Source organism: Sandarakinorhabdus sp. (assembly GCF_040398645.1).
Taxonomy (GTDB): domain Bacteria; phylum Pseudomonadota; class Alphaproteobacteria; order Sphingomonadales; family Sphingomonadaceae; genus Sandarakinorhabdus.
This window is the reverse complement of sequence record NZ_JBBATR010000028.1, coordinates 5,929-21,987: the sequence shown is the minus strand read 5'-3', so window position 1 is coordinate 21,987 and position 16,059 is coordinate 5,929. Positions and strand designations below refer to the sequence as shown.

Annotated in this window: 17 protein-coding genes and 1 pseudogene; 8 read left to right on the top strand and 10 right to left on the bottom strand. The window is 64.2% G+C overall.

Translation table 11 applies throughout. The features are described from left to right. Window positions 1–548: cytochrome b (locus ABWP50_RS08235; RefSeq protein WP_353217530.1), on the bottom strand; the 548-nt coding region annotated here is incomplete at its 3' end. 10 nt (window positions 549–558) lie between these two features. Then, complete coding sequence (petA, locus tag ABWP50_RS08230) at window positions 559–1,125, bottom strand: ubiquinol-cytochrome c reductase iron-sulfur subunit (protein WP_353217516.1); 567 nt, start codon at window positions 1,123–1,125, stop codon at window positions 559–561. 222 nt (window positions 1,126–1,347) lie between these two features. On the opposite strand from petA, the gene hemF reads away from it, so the two are divergent. Next, entirely contained in the window at window positions 1,348–2,202 is an 855-nt protein-coding gene (gene hemF / locus ABWP50_RS08225) for an oxygen-dependent coproporphyrinogen oxidase (RefSeq protein WP_353217515.1), read from the top strand. A gap of 22 nt (window positions 2,203–2,224) precedes the next feature. On the opposite strand, the gene ABWP50_RS08220 is transcribed toward hemF, so the two are convergent. The 4 genes from ABWP50_RS08220 to ABWP50_RS08205 form a co-directional block, all read right to left on the bottom strand. Beyond that, a complete protein-coding gene (locus tag ABWP50_RS08220; protein ID WP_353217514.1) occupies window positions 2,225–2,926 on the bottom strand; it encodes a hypothetical protein in 702 nt (233 codons plus the stop codon). An 82-nt stretch (window positions 2,927–3,008) separates the two neighbouring features. Continuing rightward, window positions 3,009–3,341 carry a Grx4 family monothiol glutaredoxin gene (gene grxD, locus ABWP50_RS08215; protein WP_353217513.1) on the bottom strand — a complete coding sequence of 111 codons (333 nt, stop codon included), beginning with the start codon at window positions 3,339–3,341 and terminating at the stop codon, window positions 3,009–3,011. Window positions 3,342–3,371: 30 nt separating this feature from the next. Further along, complete coding sequence (locus tag ABWP50_RS08210; RefSeq protein WP_353217512.1) at window positions 3,372–3,602, bottom strand: BolA/IbaG family iron-sulfur metabolism protein; 231 nt, start codon at window positions 3,600–3,602, stop codon at window positions 3,372–3,374. Beyond that, complete coding sequence (locus tag ABWP50_RS08205) at window positions 3,602–3,919, bottom strand: DUF1476 domain-containing protein (protein WP_353217511.1); 318 nt, start codon at window positions 3,917–3,919, stop codon at window positions 3,602–3,604. The genes ABWP50_RS08210 and ABWP50_RS08205 overlap by 1 nt, the downstream gene beginning before the upstream one ends. 224 nt (window positions 3,920–4,143) lie before the next feature. On the opposite strand from ABWP50_RS08205, the pseudogene purC reads away from it, so the two are divergent. Then, window positions 4,144–4,917: pseudogene (gene purC / locus ABWP50_RS08200) on the top strand (phosphoribosylaminoimidazolesuccinocarboxamide synthase); the annotation flags it as partial. 88 nt (window positions 4,918–5,005) lie between these two features. Here the strand turns inward: purC and ABWP50_RS08195 are convergent. Beyond that, a complete protein-coding gene (locus tag ABWP50_RS08195) occupies window positions 5,006–6,265 on the bottom strand; it encodes an MFS transporter (RefSeq protein WP_353217510.1) in 1,260 nt (419 codons plus the stop codon). 144 nt (window positions 6,266–6,409) lie between these two features. Here ABWP50_RS08195 and coaBC point away from each other — a divergent pair, with 144 nt between their 5' ends. The 4 genes from coaBC to ABWP50_RS08175 are packed head-to-tail and all read left to right on the top strand — an operon-like array spanning window position 6,410 to window position 10,815. After that, the gene (coaBC, locus tag ABWP50_RS08190) at window positions 6,410–7,597 is read left to right on the top strand and encodes a bifunctional phosphopantothenoylcysteine decarboxylase/phosphopantothenate--cysteine ligase CoaBC (RefSeq protein WP_353217509.1); all 1,188 of its coding nucleotides are present in this window, start codon (window positions 6,410–6,412) and stop codon (window positions 7,595–7,597) included. Beyond that, a complete protein-coding gene (gene dut / locus ABWP50_RS08185; RefSeq protein WP_353217508.1) occupies window positions 7,594–8,043 on the top strand; it encodes a dUTP diphosphatase in 450 nt (149 codons plus the stop codon). Before coaBC ends, dut begins: the two co-directional genes overlap by 4 nt. Window positions 8,044–8,053: 10 nt before the next feature. Next, on the top strand, window positions 8,054–8,833 hold the full coding sequence (locus ABWP50_RS08180) for a HesA/MoeB/ThiF family protein (protein ID WP_353217507.1): 780 nt from the start codon (window positions 8,054–8,056) through the stop codon (window positions 8,831–8,833). A 29-nt stretch (window positions 8,834–8,862) separates the two neighbouring features. Continuing rightward, a complete protein-coding gene (locus ABWP50_RS08175) occupies window positions 8,863–10,815 on the top strand; it encodes a transglycosylase domain-containing protein (RefSeq protein ID WP_353217506.1) in 1,953 nt (650 codons plus the stop codon). Window positions 10,816–10,819: 4 nt separating this feature from the next. Here the strand turns inward: ABWP50_RS08175 and xth are convergent, their stop codons facing one another. Beyond that, complete coding sequence (xth, locus tag ABWP50_RS08170) at window positions 10,820–11,608, bottom strand: exodeoxyribonuclease III (RefSeq protein ID WP_353217505.1); 789 nt, start codon at window positions 11,606–11,608, stop codon at window positions 10,820–10,822. Window positions 11,609–11,624: 16 nt separating this feature from the next. Then, window positions 11,625–13,202 (bottom strand): cisplatin damage response ATP-dependent DNA ligase, encoded by a 1,578-nt coding sequence (locus tag ABWP50_RS08165; RefSeq protein WP_353217504.1) that lies wholly within the window; start codon window positions 13,200–13,202, stop codon window positions 11,625–11,627. Window positions 13,203–13,268: 66 nt separating this feature from the next. Here ABWP50_RS08165 and ABWP50_RS08160 point away from each other — a divergent pair, with 66 nt between their 5' ends. Both ABWP50_RS08160 and ABWP50_RS08155 read left to right on the top strand, forming a co-directional pair. Then, on the top strand, window positions 13,269–13,952 hold the full coding sequence (locus tag ABWP50_RS08160) for a MerR family transcriptional regulator (protein WP_353217503.1): 684 nt from the start codon (window positions 13,269–13,271) through the stop codon (window positions 13,950–13,952). A 38-nt stretch (window positions 13,953–13,990) separates the two neighbouring features. After that, window positions 13,991–15,055, top strand: a complete 1,065-nt coding sequence (locus ABWP50_RS08155) for an asparaginase (RefSeq protein WP_353217502.1) — start codon at window positions 13,991–13,993, stop codon at window positions 15,053–15,055. Window positions 15,056–15,071: 16 nt separating this feature from the next. Here ABWP50_RS08155 and ABWP50_RS08150 read toward each other — a convergent pair whose 3' ends face one another. After that, entirely contained in the window at window positions 15,072–15,818 is a 747-nt protein-coding gene (locus ABWP50_RS08150) for a hypothetical protein (RefSeq protein WP_353217501.1), read from the bottom strand. Between the last annotated feature and the right edge of the window lie 241 nt (window positions 15,819–16,059).

Genomic DNA, 16,059 nt, shown 5'->3' with positions numbered 1-16,059 from the left:
AGCAACCAGGTCTGGATGGTGGTGCCGACCAGCGGCAGCGCCGAGAACAACCCGGTGATCACCTGCGCGCCCCAGAAGCTCATCTGGCCCCAGACCAGCACGTAGCCCATGAACGCGGTGGCCATCATCAGCAGGAAGATGACAAGGCCCAGCATCCACAACACTTCGCGTGGTGGCTTGTAGGAGCCGTAATAAAGGCCGCGGAAGATGTGGATATACACAACGCCGAAGAAGAAGCTGGCACCAACCGCGTGCATGTAGCGGATCATCCAGCCGCCATTCACGTCACGCATGATGTGTTCGACCGAGTCAAACGCCACCTTGGTATCAGCAGCGAAGTGCATCGCCAGCACCACACCGGTGATGATCTGGATGACCAGCGCCACCCCGGCGAGCACGCCGAAATTGTAGAAGGCGTTCAGGTTTTTTGGGGTGGGATAGCCCGGCCCGAGCGCGTTGAAGATGAAGCGTGGCAGCGGCAAGCGCTCGTCCACCCATTTGCTGACCTCACCGGTCGGCTGATATTGTTTTGCCCAAGGAAAGCTCATGCTTTTTGCCTCAACCAATGGTTACAGATGTGGGTGACTTGAATGCGTATGGCGGCACTTCAAGGTTCAGTGGCGCCGGGCCCTTGCGAACGCGCGCGGCCGAATCGTAGTGCGAGCCGTGGCACGGGCAGAAATAACCGCCAAAATCGCCCTTCACTTCGCCTTCGGCAGCGCCAAGCGGTACGCAGCCGAGGTGCGTGCACACGCCCAAGGTGATCAGCCACTGTTCATTGCCGGGCTTGGTACGATCGGCCAGGCTTTGCGGATCGCGAAGCGTCGACACGTCAACCTTCTTGGCGTCGGCAATTTCCTGCGGAGTCAAATGCCGGGCAAACACCGGCTTGCCGCGCCAGCTGGTCTTGATAGCCTGGCCAGGCTGAACCGTCGAAAGATCAAGATCGATCGATGCCAGAGCCAACACGTCCGCCGATGGGTTCATCTGGTTGACCAGCGACCAAACCACCGGCACCGCGCCAGCAGCCGAAAACGCCGCCGTGGCAACATACAAAAAGTCGCGTCGGCGTTCACCGCCTGCACCAAGGTCTTCAGCAGCAGCCTGCCGCACTTCGCTAGCCATCTCGTTCCTTCCGAAAATGGATGCGCGGCACACAAAATACGCGTGCCGCTATGGGTTCGGCGATAAACAAGCTGCACCGCCAACGCAACGGCCAAAAGGGGCCAGACCCCCGGACATTTTGGCGCGCCGGTAGCGCGTGCAATGTAAGCGCGAGCGGGGATTGCGGACAAAATAGCCGGTTTGGGCTTTTCCAATCCGCGACGGCTGGCTACATCAGTCGCCATGATCAATCTTGATAGCCAACAACGCGCCGCACAAACTTGGTTCCGCAGCCTGCGTGACGACATATGGGCGATGCTGGAACAACTGGAAGACGAAAGCCAGGCCGCCTGCAGCGCCGGGCGTTTTGAGAAGCGGCTGTGGGACCGCGCCGATCACAGCGGCGGCGATGGCGGCGGCGGCGAAATGGGCGTCATGAAAGGCCGCGTTTTTGAAAAGGCCGGTGTGAATATCTCCACCGTCTACGGCGAATTCAACCCCGATTTCGCCAAGCAGATCAACGGCGCAGCTGACGACCCCCGATTCTTCGCCACCGGCATCAGCCTGGTGATCCACCCCTGCAACCCGCTGGTACCGGCCGTGCACATGAACACGCGCATGCTGGTCACCACCAAGCGCTGGTTTGGCGGCGGCGTCGATCTCAATCCGGCATTGCCCGATGCGGACGAAACGGCCGCGTTTCATGCTGCCGTCAAAGCCACGTGCGATGCCCACAACCCGGATTACTACCCGGCACACAACAAATGGGCTGAGGATTATTTCTGGGTGCCGCACCGCAGCCGCCACCGCGGCGTAGGCGGCATTTTCTATGACCATCTCGACAGCGGCGATTGGGAAGCCGATTTTGCCTACACGCAGGCTGTCGGCCGCTGCTTTCTGGCCACTTATCCAAAGCTGGTACGGGAGAAAATGCACCTGCCGTTCACGCAGGCCCAGCGCGACGACCAGCTGCGCTATCGCGGCCTCTATGCCGAATTCAATCTGGTTTACGATCGCGGCACCACCTTCGGCTTGAAAACCGGCGGCAATACCGAAGCCATCTTGATGAGCCTGCCGCCACACGCCCGCTGGGATTGACCTTCGCCGGGCGAACCGGCTGTCAGCGGGCCATCAGGCGATAAGCGGCCGCGCCAGCCGCAGCCGTGCCGACCGTGATGAAGCACGACCCCACGCCGACAAGCACGGCATGACCGAAATTGCCAATCACGACCAAGCCAGCAAGGCGTGCCCCCGCGTCGAACGCGGCACCTGTACTCTCGGCCAAAATACCAATGCCGATCACGCTGAACACGCCGATTACCAGAAACAGGCACAGCGGCAACGCCTGATCCTGGCTGATCGCCCAGCCACGCCGCAAGATTGCGATCGGCGATGTGCGATCGATCATCGCCACGGCCGCCGCGACGAACATCAGCCGGGCAAACAGATAAAGGCCGGGCACCAGCAGCACCGCATAGCCGGCGCCAAACGGCAACGCCGCGAGCAAAGCGGCTGCAACACTGATTGGCAACACGAACAGGAATTGCGCTGCCAGATAAACGGGAAACATCACCAGCGCTGCACCGAATGCCGTGCGCGGGCTTTCAGCGCTGCGCAGCAGCAAATTGCTGATCCACAGCTGCGCAAAGGCCGAAAACAAACCGGGCACGGCCAGCCGCCAGAACAATTGTGCCCCGGTTATTTTGGCCATATCAACTGGCGCTGGCGGACCGAACAGATCAATCGCTACCGACAGCAACAGCGTAAAGGGTGCCGCAACGAAAAACAGCCGAGACAGATCGGCCGACATCGTCGCCGTCATGCCATTCCACAGGACGGCAACCGTCAGGGGTTGCACGGGCGGAAGCATGGGTGGGAGCACCGGTCAGGCCGGTCCGCGCCGATCAGGCCTGCGGGGCAATGCCGGCTTCGGTCACTAACGCCTGTAATTCACCAGCCTGGAACATTTCGATCATGATGTCGCTGCCGCCGACGAATTCGCCTTTTACATACAGCTGCGGCACCGTCGGCCAATCGCTGTAGGCCTTGATGCCATTTCGGATTTCCGGATCGGCCAGAACATCGACGCTTTCAAAGCCGACGCCGAGCCGCTCAAGGATGGAAACGGCAGTCGATGAAAAGCCGCACTGCGGAAAGAAGGGCGTGCCCTTCATGAACAACACCACATCGTTGCTGCCGACAAGGGCGGCGATGCGATCATGCACGGGATTGGTCATGTTTTGGTCCTTGAACTGGATGACCGTGGGTCAGGCGGCGATCGTGGTGAGTTTCAGGGCGTGCAGAGCGCCGCCCATGCGTCCACCCAAAGCATTATACACCAGCCGTTGCTGCGCAACCCTTGTCAGGCCGGCAAACTGCGGCGCAGTGACAACAGCGGCATAATGATCACCGTCGCCGGCCAGATCGCTGATCGCCACAACCGCGCCGGGCAACGCAGCCAGGATGGCCGATTCGATTTCGTGTGCAGGCATTGGCATCAGACGGCGCCGGCAATCTGGATTTCGGCCTGAACCAGCTTTTCGGCGAGCATCGCAATCACATCGGCTTCGGTCACGCCCAACGGAGCCAGATCACCAAGCAGCTTGGCAATCACATCGGAATCGCCCGGCACTTCCAGATCGGACATTACCACCGATTTGGCATATTCATCGGCCGCCGCGTCATATTTGCCCAGCTTGGCGGCCGCCCACAGGCCGGTCAGCTTGTCGCGGCGGGCGAGAATGCGGAATTTCAATTCTTCGTCGTGGGCAAATTTGGCTTCAAAGGCTTGTTCGCGATTGTCGAAACTGGTCATGGCGGGGCTCCGGTGGCGAGTGGCCTGTTACCGTTAGAGGAGGCGGCGCTGCGGTTCAACGCCCATGGTATCGTGATTGTGCGGCAGGCGCTTTGCGGTTAAAGCGAACATCTGGTGCATGGCCATCAACACGGCTGGCATGCAATGGCCCGCAAGGGCTGAATGATTGATATTTGTGGCGCGCCGCCGCTTTGCCCGGCGGCAGCGGCACCCAGGAGAATAGCATGACCCGCCGCCGCCAGATTTATGAAGGCAAGGCCAAGATCCTGTATGAAGGCCCGGAACCCGGCACCATCATCCAGTATTTCAAGGATGATGCCACCGCCTTCAATGCCCAGAAAAAAGGCACGATCAGCGGCAAGGGCGTACTGAACAACCGGATTTCGGAGCATGTGTTCACGCTGCTTGGCCTGATCGGCATCCCCACCCACTTCATCCGCCGGCTCAACATGCGCGAACAACTGGTTCGGCAGGTTGAGATCATTCCGATCGAAGTGGTGGTGCGCAACGTTGCGGCCGGAAGCATCGCCAAGCGCTTCGGCATCGAGGAAGGCACCCAGCTGCCGCGCACGATCATCGAATATTACTACAAGGATGATTCGCTGAATGACCCGCTGGTAAGCGACGAACATATCGCCGCCTTTGGTTGGGCCAGCCAGGACGAGATGCACGATATCGCCGACATGGCGATCCGCGTGAACGATTTCATGGCCGGCATGTTTGCCGGCGTCGGCATCCGCCTTGTCGATTTCAAGCTGGAATTCGGCCGGCTTTTTGATGGCGATTTTGCCCGCGTGATCCTGGCGGACGAAATCAGCCCCGACAACTGCCGCCTGTGGGACATGAAATCCGGCGACAAGCTGGACAAGGACCGGTTCCGCCGCGATCTCGGCGGCGAAGTGGAGGCTTATCAGGAAGTTGCGCGCCGGCTCGGCTTGCTGACCGAAGATGAATCGGCGGTGCTCGATCTGGATGAGCACCGCAAGGCACGCGGCCAGAGCAGCAGCGTGCCGATCGGCAGGGGGCCGATGATCGTGCCGACCGAAGCTGCGCCCACACCGCCGCCCGAAGCGAAGCCGCCTGAAGCTACCCCGCCCGCGGCTTGATTCCCCAATCAACGGGCGCAATGCGCGGCACCGCCAGTCCAAACACCAGCGTGCCCAGCCCGACAATCGCAGCCGTGACCAGAAATGCCGGGCGGTAACCAGCGGCATCGACGATGATCCCGGTCATCACCGGGCCGATCACGCCTGACAGATTGCCAAGGCTGGTTTGCAGCCCGACCCAGCGCCCCGCCGACGCCGGGCCGGCCATGGTCTGGCCGATCACGAACAGCAGATTGGGCACCGGGCCATAGCCAAAGCCGGTGACCGCGATCAGCGTCACCAGCAGCGGCCAGCCTTGCACATCGGGCAGCAAGAGCAAGCCGATCACCGCCGTGCCAACACTGCCAAACAACATGCCGCGGCGCCATTGCGATCCATTGGCGCCGCGCCTGATGGCCCGATCAATCACCCACGCGCCCACGGTGCCGCCGATAATCTGCGCGATATAAAACACCGATGTGAGCAAGCTCATGTCGATGATCGAAAAGCCGCGCACCTTCACCAGCCACAACGGCAGCCAGCCGACGATGAAATACAGCGCGAATGTGCCCGAAAGATGCAGCAGCGTGACCGCCCAGAAGGCCGGCTGGCGCAGCACGTCGGCCAACGGCGCGGCATCCTGCGGCGCGCTGTCTTGCCGGCCCTCCCCTTCCTCGATGCCGCGGCGGGCCAGCCACCATGGCACCAGCCACAGCAGCGTGGCGCAGCCAAAGATAATGAACATCTCCCGCCAGCCCCACAACTGCATCATTGCGCCGCCAGCCAACGTGCCGATAAGCGGCCCCAGCGCCAGCCCGCCCGACAGCGAGACATTGGCCAACCCGCGCGCGCCTTCGGGCACCCGCGCGATCAGCTTGGAACCACAGGGAAACGCCACGCCTTCGCCCACGCCCATCAGCAGGCGGAGCAGCAGCAGCCCCGTCACGCCGCCGGCCACACCCGTTCCAACAAAGCCCATGAAGATGGTGGCAATCGCCCAGGTGGCCACACCCAGGGCCATCAGCAGCCGCACGCTCATCTTGTCGGCCAGCCAGCCGGCCAGCGCCAGCGCAGGCACATAGGTCCAATAAAAGCTGGAAACGATAACGCCATAGCGTTCGTTGCTCAGGCCGAATTCGTCCTTGATCAGCGGGGCTGCCACGCTGACAGCGCCGCGATCAATGTAATTCAGCGCGATGGCTGCCCCGATCAGGATGATCGCAAAGCGCAGCGGCGCCGATATCATCCCTGGCTTGTTCACCGCGCGCTCCCCTGCCCCGTCTCTGCAACAAGCATTGGCGGGCACTGGCTTGATCCGTCAAGAGGCTGAGCGTGGGGGCGGCGCGTGCACATTCCATCAGCAAACGGCTCGCATGAACATGCGCGCTGCGCTATTGCGGGCATTGTGCATGGCAAAACCATCCTGTTGATCATCGGCGGCGGCATTGCCGCGTTCAAGGCGCTGGAACTGGTGCGCGAGCTGCGCCGCAGTGGCGCGCGCGTGTTGCCGGTGCTGACCGAAAATGGCGCGCGCTTTGTGACGCCGCTGTCGCTGGCTGCGCTGGCCGGTGAGCCTGTCCGCGCCAGCCTGTGGGACCTTGAGGATGAAGCGGCAATGGGCCATATCCAATTGTCGCGCGCGGCTGATCTGGTCGTTGTGTGCCCGGCCACGGCCGATCTGATGGCGCGCGCTGCGGGCGGCCACGCCAATGATCTGGCCGCCACCCTGCTGCTTGCCACCGATACGCCGGTGCTGATGGTGCCGGCGATGAATGTGCGCATGTGGCTGCACCCGGGCACGCAGCGCAACATCTCCGTTCTGCGCAGTGACGGCATTACGGTAATGCTGCCCGATGATGGCGAAATGGCCTGCGGCGAGTTCGGCCCTGGCCGCCTGCCAGAAATTTCGGCGATCATGGCAGCGATTGCCGATCAGTTTGGCAACAAGCCGCTGGCGGGCCGCCATGCATTGGTCACCGCTGGACCAACCCACGAACCCATTGATCCAGTGCGATTTATCGGCAATCATTCATCCGGCAAGCAAGGCTTTGCGATTGCTGCGGCACTGGCCGAACTGGGCGCTCAGGTGACGCTGGTGGCGGGTCCGGTGCATTTGCCGACCCCGGCCGGGGTTCGCCGCGTCGATATTGTCACCGCCCGCGACATGCAGGCTGCCTGCGCCGCGGCCCTGCCCGCCGATATTGCCGTGATGGTTGCTGCCGTTGCGGATTGGCGCGCCGAAGCCGCCGGGCAAAAATTGAAGAAAGACGGCGGCGCGCCGCCAGCGCTGGCTCTGGTTGAAAACCCGGACATCTTGGCCGGCATTGGCCATCACGCGCAGCGGCCGGCGCTGGTGGTGGGATTTGCGGCCGAAACCAGCAACTTGCTGGCCAATGCCGCCGCCAAGCGTGTGCGCAAGGGTGCGGACTGGATCGTGGCCAATGATGTCAGTGTCGGCGTGTTTGGCGCCGATGCCAATCATGTCCACCTCGTTACAGCTGCCGGCAACGAAGATTGGGGCCCAGCCACCAAACAGGCGGCGGCGCAGCGGCTGGCGCAGCGCATTGCCGATCACATTGGCGCTGCCCCATGATCGATATTCCGATCATCATTTTGCCGCACTTCGCTGGCCTGCCGCTGCCGGTTTATGCCACACCGGGGGCCGCAGGGATGGATGCGGTGGCAGCGGTGTCCGAAACGCGGCTGCTTTTGCCCGGGACACGCTGGCCGGTGCCGCTGGGCTTTTGCATGGCGATCCCGCCTGGTTACGAGGTGCAGGTGCGGCCGCGTTCGGGGCTGGCGCTGAACCATGGCATCACCGTGCCCAACAGCCCCGGCACCATCGACAGTGATTATCGCGGCGAAGTGAAGGCGCTGCTGATCAATCTGGGCACCGAGCCCTTTGCCATCGAACGCGGCATGCGCATCTGCCAATTGGTGCCCGCCGCCGTAACCCGCGCGGCCTTCACGCTGGTCACTAGCCTGGATGCCACGGCGCGCGGCACTGGCGGCTTTGGCTCCACCGGCATCCAGAGCTGAGCCTGCCCGCGTGAACTTTTCCGATGATGAGCTGGAGCGCTACGCCCGGCATCTGGTGCTGCCCGAATTTGGTGGGCGCGGCCAGGCAGCACTGGCGCAGGCGCGCGTGGCGGTGGTGGGTGCCGGCGGGCTGGGCAGCCCATGCCTCCTGTATTTGGCCGCTGCCGGGGTGGGCCGGCTGACCATCATCGATGACGATCAGGTCGCGGTGTCCAATTTGCAGAGGCAGATATTGTTTGCCACTGCGGATACCGGCGCCATGAAGGCGGAGCGCGCCGCGACCCGGCTGCACGCGCTCAATCCGCATGTTGAGACCATGGCCGTGCCGCTGAGGCTGACCGCTGATAATGCCGATGCGCTGCTGGCTGGCCATGATCTGATCATCGATGGCTGTGACAGTTTCGCCACGCGGCTGGTGGTCGCCGATGCGGCGCTGGCGCTGCGCGTGCCGCTGCTGTCGGGCGCAGTCGGGCCGTATGATGGCCAGGTCGCGCTGTTCAAAGGCTACGATTGGGGCCATGATCCACCCCTGCCCTGCTACCGCTGCTTTGTCGGTTCACCGCAGGACCAGCCGGATCGCAATTGTGCTGCCACCGGCGTGCTCGGCGCATTGACCGGCGTGATCGGCAGCCTGATGGCACTGGCGGCCATTCGCGAGCTTTCCGGATTTGGCCCGTCAAGCGCTGGTTCATTGTTGTTGTTCGATGCCCGCGCTGGCCGGTTTCGCACCATCGCCTTGCCCAAGGACCCGGCCTGCCCGGCCTGTGCGCCCACGCAGCTTGCCCAATAGCCGCCGTATTTGATGGATAATACACCATAGTGACTGCCGTTCGCTCCAAATCGACATTTCTTGGCGCCCTGCTGAAATGGGGCCTTGTGCTGATGCTGGCCGGCATCATCGCACTCAGCGTGGCCGTGGCCATCGCCTGGAGCGATCTGCCCAGCTTTGAAGACATGAAGCGCAGCCCCAACGGCCAATCGGTGGAAATCCGCAGCGACGATGGCACTGTGCTGGTCAGCATCGGCCCCAGCTTTGGCGAATGGCTCAGCTACCGTGAAATCCCCGCCACCATGACCAATGCGATGTTGACGGTCGAAGATCGCCGCTATTGGTATCACCCCGGCATCGATCCTATCGGCATCGTGCGCTCGTTCGTGGTCAACATCATGGTCGGCAATCGCGCGCAGGGCGCATCCACGATCACCCAGCAACTGGCGCGCAACCTGTTTCTCACCTCCTCCAAGGATTATGCCCGCAAGTTGCGCGAAGTGGTGCTGGCGCTGGCCATCGAGCGCAAATATTCCAAGGAAATCATCCTCGAACTCTATCTGAACCGGGTTTATTTCGGCGGCGGCGCTTATGGCATCGATGCTGCCGCCCGCAAATTCTATGGCCACAGCGCCCGCCGCCTCAGCCTTGAAGAAGCCGCGATCATCGCTGGCCTGGTCAAGGCGCCGTCCCGCTTTTCGCCATCGGCCGATGCCGAAGCCGCCCGCCGCCGCGCCGCCACGGTGATTGCCGTGATGGTCGATGCCGGCCGCATCACCCCCGATGAAGCCCGTGCTGCCGATCCGGCGCTGGTGCGCTTTGCGCCGCAGGGCCGGCTGGCCGGCGTGCGCTATTTCACCGATTGGGTGCTGACCGAGCTGGAAAACCTCACCGATGAAGCCAATGAGCCGCTACAGGTCGAAACCACACTGAACGCCGCTGGCCAGGCCTGGGCCGAAGCCGCGATTCGCGCCGAAGCGCCCAAAGGATCGCAGGGCGCGCTGGTGGCATTGGCCCGCGACGGCGCTGTCAAGGCGATGGTGGGCGGCACCGATTATGTCAGGTCAAACTACAACCGCGCCATCACCGCGCGCCGGCAGCCGGGATCGGCGTTCAAGATGTTCGTTTACGCCGCCGCACTCGAATCCGGCATCACTGCCGACGATATCTATGACGACAAGCCGGTGACCATCGGCAACTGGAGCCCGAAGAACAACGATGGCCGGTTTGCCGGCCCGGTTTCGGTGCGCCAGGCGTTTGCGCTGTCGATCAACACCGTGGCGGTGCAGATTGCCGAACAGGTCGGCTTTGATGCGGTGGCGGAAATGGCGCGCCGTTTTGGCATCACCACGCCGGTGGACCGGCAGCCGGCGATGGCGCTGGGGGCATCGGTGGCGACCTTGTTTGAAATGACCAACGCCTATGCCACCATTGCCAATGGCGGCCTCGAAAGCGCGCCTTATGCCATTTCGCGCATCACCACCGGCAGCGGCCGCGTGCTCTACAGCCGCGCCGCGGGCGAAACCCGCCAGGTGGTGGCGCCGGTGATCGCCGCGCAGATGACGCAATTGATGCAGTCCGCCGTGGAACAAGGCACCGCCCGCGCCGCCCAGATCGGCCGGCCGCTGGCCGGCAAGACCGGCACGACCAGCAGCAACAAGGATGGCTGGTTCATCGGCTTTTCATCGGGCATCACCACCGGCGTGTGGATGGGCCGCGACGACAATCAGGCGGTGCGCGGGCTGGCCGGCGGCCGCGCACCGGCCCGCGCCTTTGCGCAATATATGGCCCGCGCCGTGGGCGGCACCCCGCCCGAAGCCCTGGTCACCGATGTTGCCGAGGACGAAATGTTCTTGGAACCGGACGCGCAATCCTATGGCATCACCCCGGACGGCGAGCCGCAAACCGAAGGCGAACCACCGCCAGCCGAAGACGGCCCGCGGCTCGATCAGGATTGGCTGGACCAGACACTCAAGGAACCGCAGCCCGCCCCGCAAAACTGACCGGTCAGACTTGCCGCAGCCGCACCCACGCCGGCGCGTGATCGCTGGCCTTTTCCTGCCCGCGCACGTCCCTCATCACGCCGGCATCCTGCAAGCGGTCGGCAGCCATTGGCGACAGCAGCAGATGATCGATGCGAAAGCCATGGTCGCGCGGCCAGGCGCCGGCCTGATAATCCCAGAAGCTCCAGACGCCGCCGGCCGAGTGAAGCTGGCGCACCGCATCCGTCCAGCCCTGCCAGAGCAATTGGCGATACGCCGCCACCGAAGCCGGCTGGCGCAGCGCATCACCGCGCATGGCGCTGGCATCCCAGATGTCATCATCATTGGGAATCACATTATAATCCCCGGCCAGCACCACCGGCAGGCCAGTTTGCAGCAAGCCATGCGCATGCACCCGCAGCCGTTCCATCCATGCCAGCTTGTAATCAAATTTCGGCCCTGGCTGCGGGTTGCCGTTGGGCAGATAGAGGCTGGCCACCCGCACACCCATCACATCGGCTTCGAGGTAGCGCGATTGTTCGTCGCTGTCGTCACCGGGCAGGCCGCGCTGCACTTCGGTTGCCGGCTCGCGGGACAGGATGGCAACGCCGTTGAAGCCCTTCTGGCCGTGCACCAGGCAATGATAGCCGGCCTCCCGCAGCGCCTCGACAGGGAAATTTTCCGTCATCATCTTGATTTCCTGCAGGCAGGCGATGTCGGGCTTGGCTTGCTCCAGCCATTCGAGCAGGCGCGGCAGGCGGGCGTTGGTGCCGTTGATATTGAAGGTCGCGATCAGGAGGGGCTGTGGGAGCATACCGCACCCTAGGCCCTCAGGTGGCCAGCTTCAACAGCGCCGCCACCGTGTCGGCCTCTGCTGCTGGCTTGTCGGTGCGAATGCGCGAAATGCGCGGGAAGCGCATCGCCAGCCCGGATTTGTGGCGGCTGGAGGCGTGGATGCTGTCAAACGCCACTTCCAGTACCAGAGATTTCTGCACTTCGCGCACCGGGCCGAATTTCTGCACCGTATGGGCGCGCACGAACTTGTCCAGCCCAGCCAATTCGGCATCGGTAAAGCCGCTATAAGCCTTGCCCACCGGAAGCAGCGCGCCATCTTCGGCCCAGCAACCAAAGGTGAAATCGCTGTACAGGCTCGATCGTTTGCCGTGGCCGCGCTGGGCATACATCAGCACGCAATCAGCGATGAGCGCGCTGCGTTTCCATTTGTACCACAGGCCGGCCTTGCGCCCTGCGGTATAGGGTGCGTCGCGGCGCTTGAGCATCAGGCCTTCGATGGCGGCATCGCGGGCGCCATCGCGCAGCGCCGCCAGCGCCTCCCAATCCGTAGCCGCCACCAGCGGCGACAGCTCGAACCGGGCCGGATCAAGGCTGGGCAGCAGCGCCTCCAGCCGCGCCCGGCGCGCATGCCATGGCAAGCCGCGCAGATCATCGCCGCCCACCCCGAGCAGATCATAAACCCGGACAAACGCCGGGCGCTCGGCGATCAGTTTCGCTGGCGGCGTCTTGCGGCCCAGACGCTGCTGCAAGGCGTTGAAACTGCCCGCTGCCGCGACACCGCCCGCTTGGCCTTCACCGCGCACCAGCAATTCGCCGTCCAGCGCCGCCGATTGCGCCAGCGCCTGCGCTACATCGGGAAAACTGGCGGAGATATCGTCACCCGTCCGGCTGAACAGCCGCGTGCTGCCGCCGGCGTGGACGACCTGCACGCGGATGCCATCCCATTTCCATTCTGCCGCAAAGTCAGCGAGATCGACCGGGTCTTCCAGCGGCTGCGCCAGCATGAACGGCCGAAACACCGGCACATCACCGGCCAGCGGCGGGCCGGTTTCGCCGCGCGCCCAGGCAAACAGCGGCGCAAACGGCGGTGACAGGCCGTGCCACACCTCCTCGATCGCCTCCACATCCAGGCCGAAGGCTTGCGCCAGCCCCTGTTTGGCCAGCCGCGCCGACACGCCGACGCGCAGCGCACCAGTGGCCAGCTTGATGAGCGCATAGCGGCCCTGCACATCCAGAAGGTCGAGCAGCGCCGCCACCACCGCCGGCGCTTCGCGGCGGGCCACGCCGGACAAAAGCTGGACCACGTCGTCCAGACTGGGGGGCGGCGGGCGCTCACCCGGCAGGTCAGGCCACAGCAGCGAGATGGTTTCGGCCATGTCGCCGACAAAATCATGGCTCATGCCAAACAGCACCGGATCCGCCCGCTCGGTAATCAGTGCCTTCAGCATGGCCGGCTGGACCGATTTCAAATCCAGCGTCGCCGTTAGCGCCGCCAGCCCCCAGCCGCGATCCGGATCAGGCGTGTGCAGCAGCCAATCGGCAATCAACCGCAATTTTGCATTGCGCGCCCGCGTGTACAGCAGGGCATCGAGCAGGCGGGCAAACGACTCCATCACCGCAGGGTTAGCATGGCCGGGTTAGCATGGCCGCATGAGATGCGCTAAGGCACTGACATGCGTATGCGCGATCTTGAAAAGGCCAGCGGCGTCGGCCGGGAAACCATCCGATACTATATCCGCGAAGGCCTGCTGCCCGAACCCGACAAACCCAGCCGCAACAGCGCGCGCTATGGCGACATCCATGTTGCGCGGCTGAAGGCGATCAAGCGCCTGCAAGAAGAGCGCTTCCTGCCGCTGGCGGTGATCCGCACCTTGCTGGAGGCGCAAGGCGGCGAGCAATTGCTGCAGCTGCCCGAAGCCTTTCCATCGCTGGATGCACTGCTGGCGCAGCGGCTGGACGCGGCTGGGCCAGCGCGGGTCGCCCTGGCCGAAATGGACCTGCCCGATGCCATGGCCGAACATCTGAGCGATGGCACCGTGACAGTCGCCGAGGATGGCAGTGTTTCGGCCCGCGATGCAGCAATCTTGCGCACCATGCTGCGCCTGCACGACATCGGCTTTTCGGCTGAACTCGGCTTTGATGGCGGCCAGATGCGGCTGTACAATGTGCTGATCGATTGGTTGACCAATCAGGAGCTGCGCCAGTTTCTGCAGCACACCGCCGGCCATGTCGAAGAAGCCAAGGCACTGGACATGGCCGAACAAGGCATTTCGCTGATCAACGAGCTGCTCGGCCAGTTGCGCACCCGCGCGCTGCTGCGCAAATTGGCAGAATGGCGGCAGGCTGGCGGCGACGCGCGCTGAACCACCGGATACCAGACTGTAAAACAAAGGGGCATTTCATGACACGCGCATCCAGAGCTGCCGCCGTTCTCGCTGCAGCTGCACTCGCCGTTTGGCCGGCCGTGGCCGCCGGTGCGCCGCTGCCGCAGGTGCGCGTGTTGGCGACAGGCGGCACCATCGCCGGCGCCGGCAGCGCAGCCAGCAACAGCTACAAATCCGGGCAAGTCACCGTCGCCAATTTGATCGCGGCGCTGCCAGGGGTGGACGCCATCGCCGCGCTGTCGGGCGAACAGGTCGCCAATATCCCCAGCGGCGACATGGACGAAACCATCTGGCGCAACCTGCACGCACGGGTGCAGGCGGCCTTTGCCGATCCGGCCATCGCCGGCGTGGTGATCACCCACGGCACCGACACACTGGAAGAGACCGCGTTTTTCCTCCAGCTGATACTGCCCCAGGTCAAACCAGTTGTAGTGGTGGGTTCGATGCGGCCCAGCACGGCGGTTTCGGCCGATGGGCCGCACAATATGCTCGACGCGATTCGCGTCGTGACGGCGCCCGGTGCGGCCGGGCGCGGCGTAATGGTGGTGATGAACGACAGTATTTTTGATCCCGTGTCGGTCACCAAGGTCGATATGCACCGGCTTGATGCCTTTGCGGCCCCGTCCCGCGGCCCGATCGGCGATGTGGTGCGGATCACGCCGACATTCTTTGCCCCCGCGCCGCCGCCGCGCGCCCGGCTGAGCCTGCTGCCCGCGCCGTTGCCGCGCATTGCCATCGTCTATGCCTATGCCGGCCTGACCGGCGATGATGTGCGCCGATTCGCCAAGGATGCCGCCGGCGTGGTGATTGCCGGCGTGGGTGCCGGCGGCTTTTCAAAGAGCGCCCGCGAAGCCGTGCGCGACCTGACCAAGCGCGGTGTGCTCGTGGTGCGCACCCCGCGCCAGGGCCACGGCGATATCTGGCCGTCCGACGCGGCGGCTGGCGACGACAGCGACAGCGCAGTGGGCACCATCGCCGGCCGCGAATTGACGCCGGCCAAGGCCCGCATCCTGCTGATGCTGGCCCTGCAACAGCCGCGCACCCGCGCCGAACTTCAGGCGATATTCGACGGCATGTTTTGAGAACGACCGCGCTGCATCAATAGCCCGCCGAAACCGTCAACGCCGGGCCGCTGCCGGGGGCCGCATTGCCGCCCGCCCGGTAGCGGTAATCGGCCTGCACGCGAACGCCCTTGAACTGCACACCCAGCGCCGGGCCAATATCAACGCGCCAGACATCAGGGTTGCCAGTTTGCACGCTGGCCCAGGTGGCCGCCGCCAGCACGGCCGGGCCAACCCGGAGCACCTGCGCGCTGGCCTGCCCGCCGGCATAAACCTGCCCGCCGCCCAGCACGCCAGCTTCGCCATAGCCACTGAACCGCCCGCGTGCGCCGCCGGCCGCCAGCCGCAACGTCCAATCATTGCGGGCCGCATTGCCGGCCGCAATCAGGCGTTCGGCACTGATCGACACGCCGGGCAGGATGGCCTGGCGGATACCGATGGCGGCCTGCGCGGTTTCGCTGCGTATGCCCGCCGGATCGGCCGCGATATTGGCGCGCACCACCATCGCCAGCGGGCGGCGGGCATAGGGATCTGCCAGTACAGCGATGCTGGCGCCGATCTGGCCGCCGCCCAGCACCGGGCTGGCGGCCGCGCCCGCTTCTGCATTGGCCACGCTGCCGTTTCGCAGCAAGGCAAAGCCGCCAATCTGCCAGCGCCGGCCCAGCGCTGCCCGGTCCGCCTGCCACTGGCGATTACCGGGCTGCAAGGCCAGCGCCGCATCAAGCAGCGCCGCCGCCTGCGCCGATTGCCCGGCCCGCAGCCGCGCATAACCGGCTTGCGCCAAATCAGCTGCGTTAGCGGCCAAAATCGGCTGCGATGCGGGCTGCGCTATGGGCTGGGGGGCGACTGGAGCAGCAACACCTGGCCTCGGGATGTCAATCACGGCTGTAGGCAATATGGCGGGCTGTGATGAGCCAGCGGGCACAGCGACCGAAGCCATGGGCGGCAAAGCGGGCACTGCAACTGGGCGTAACACCGTTTGGCGCAATGCGGCCAGCGGCGGCGACAGCGGCGGCGACAGCGGC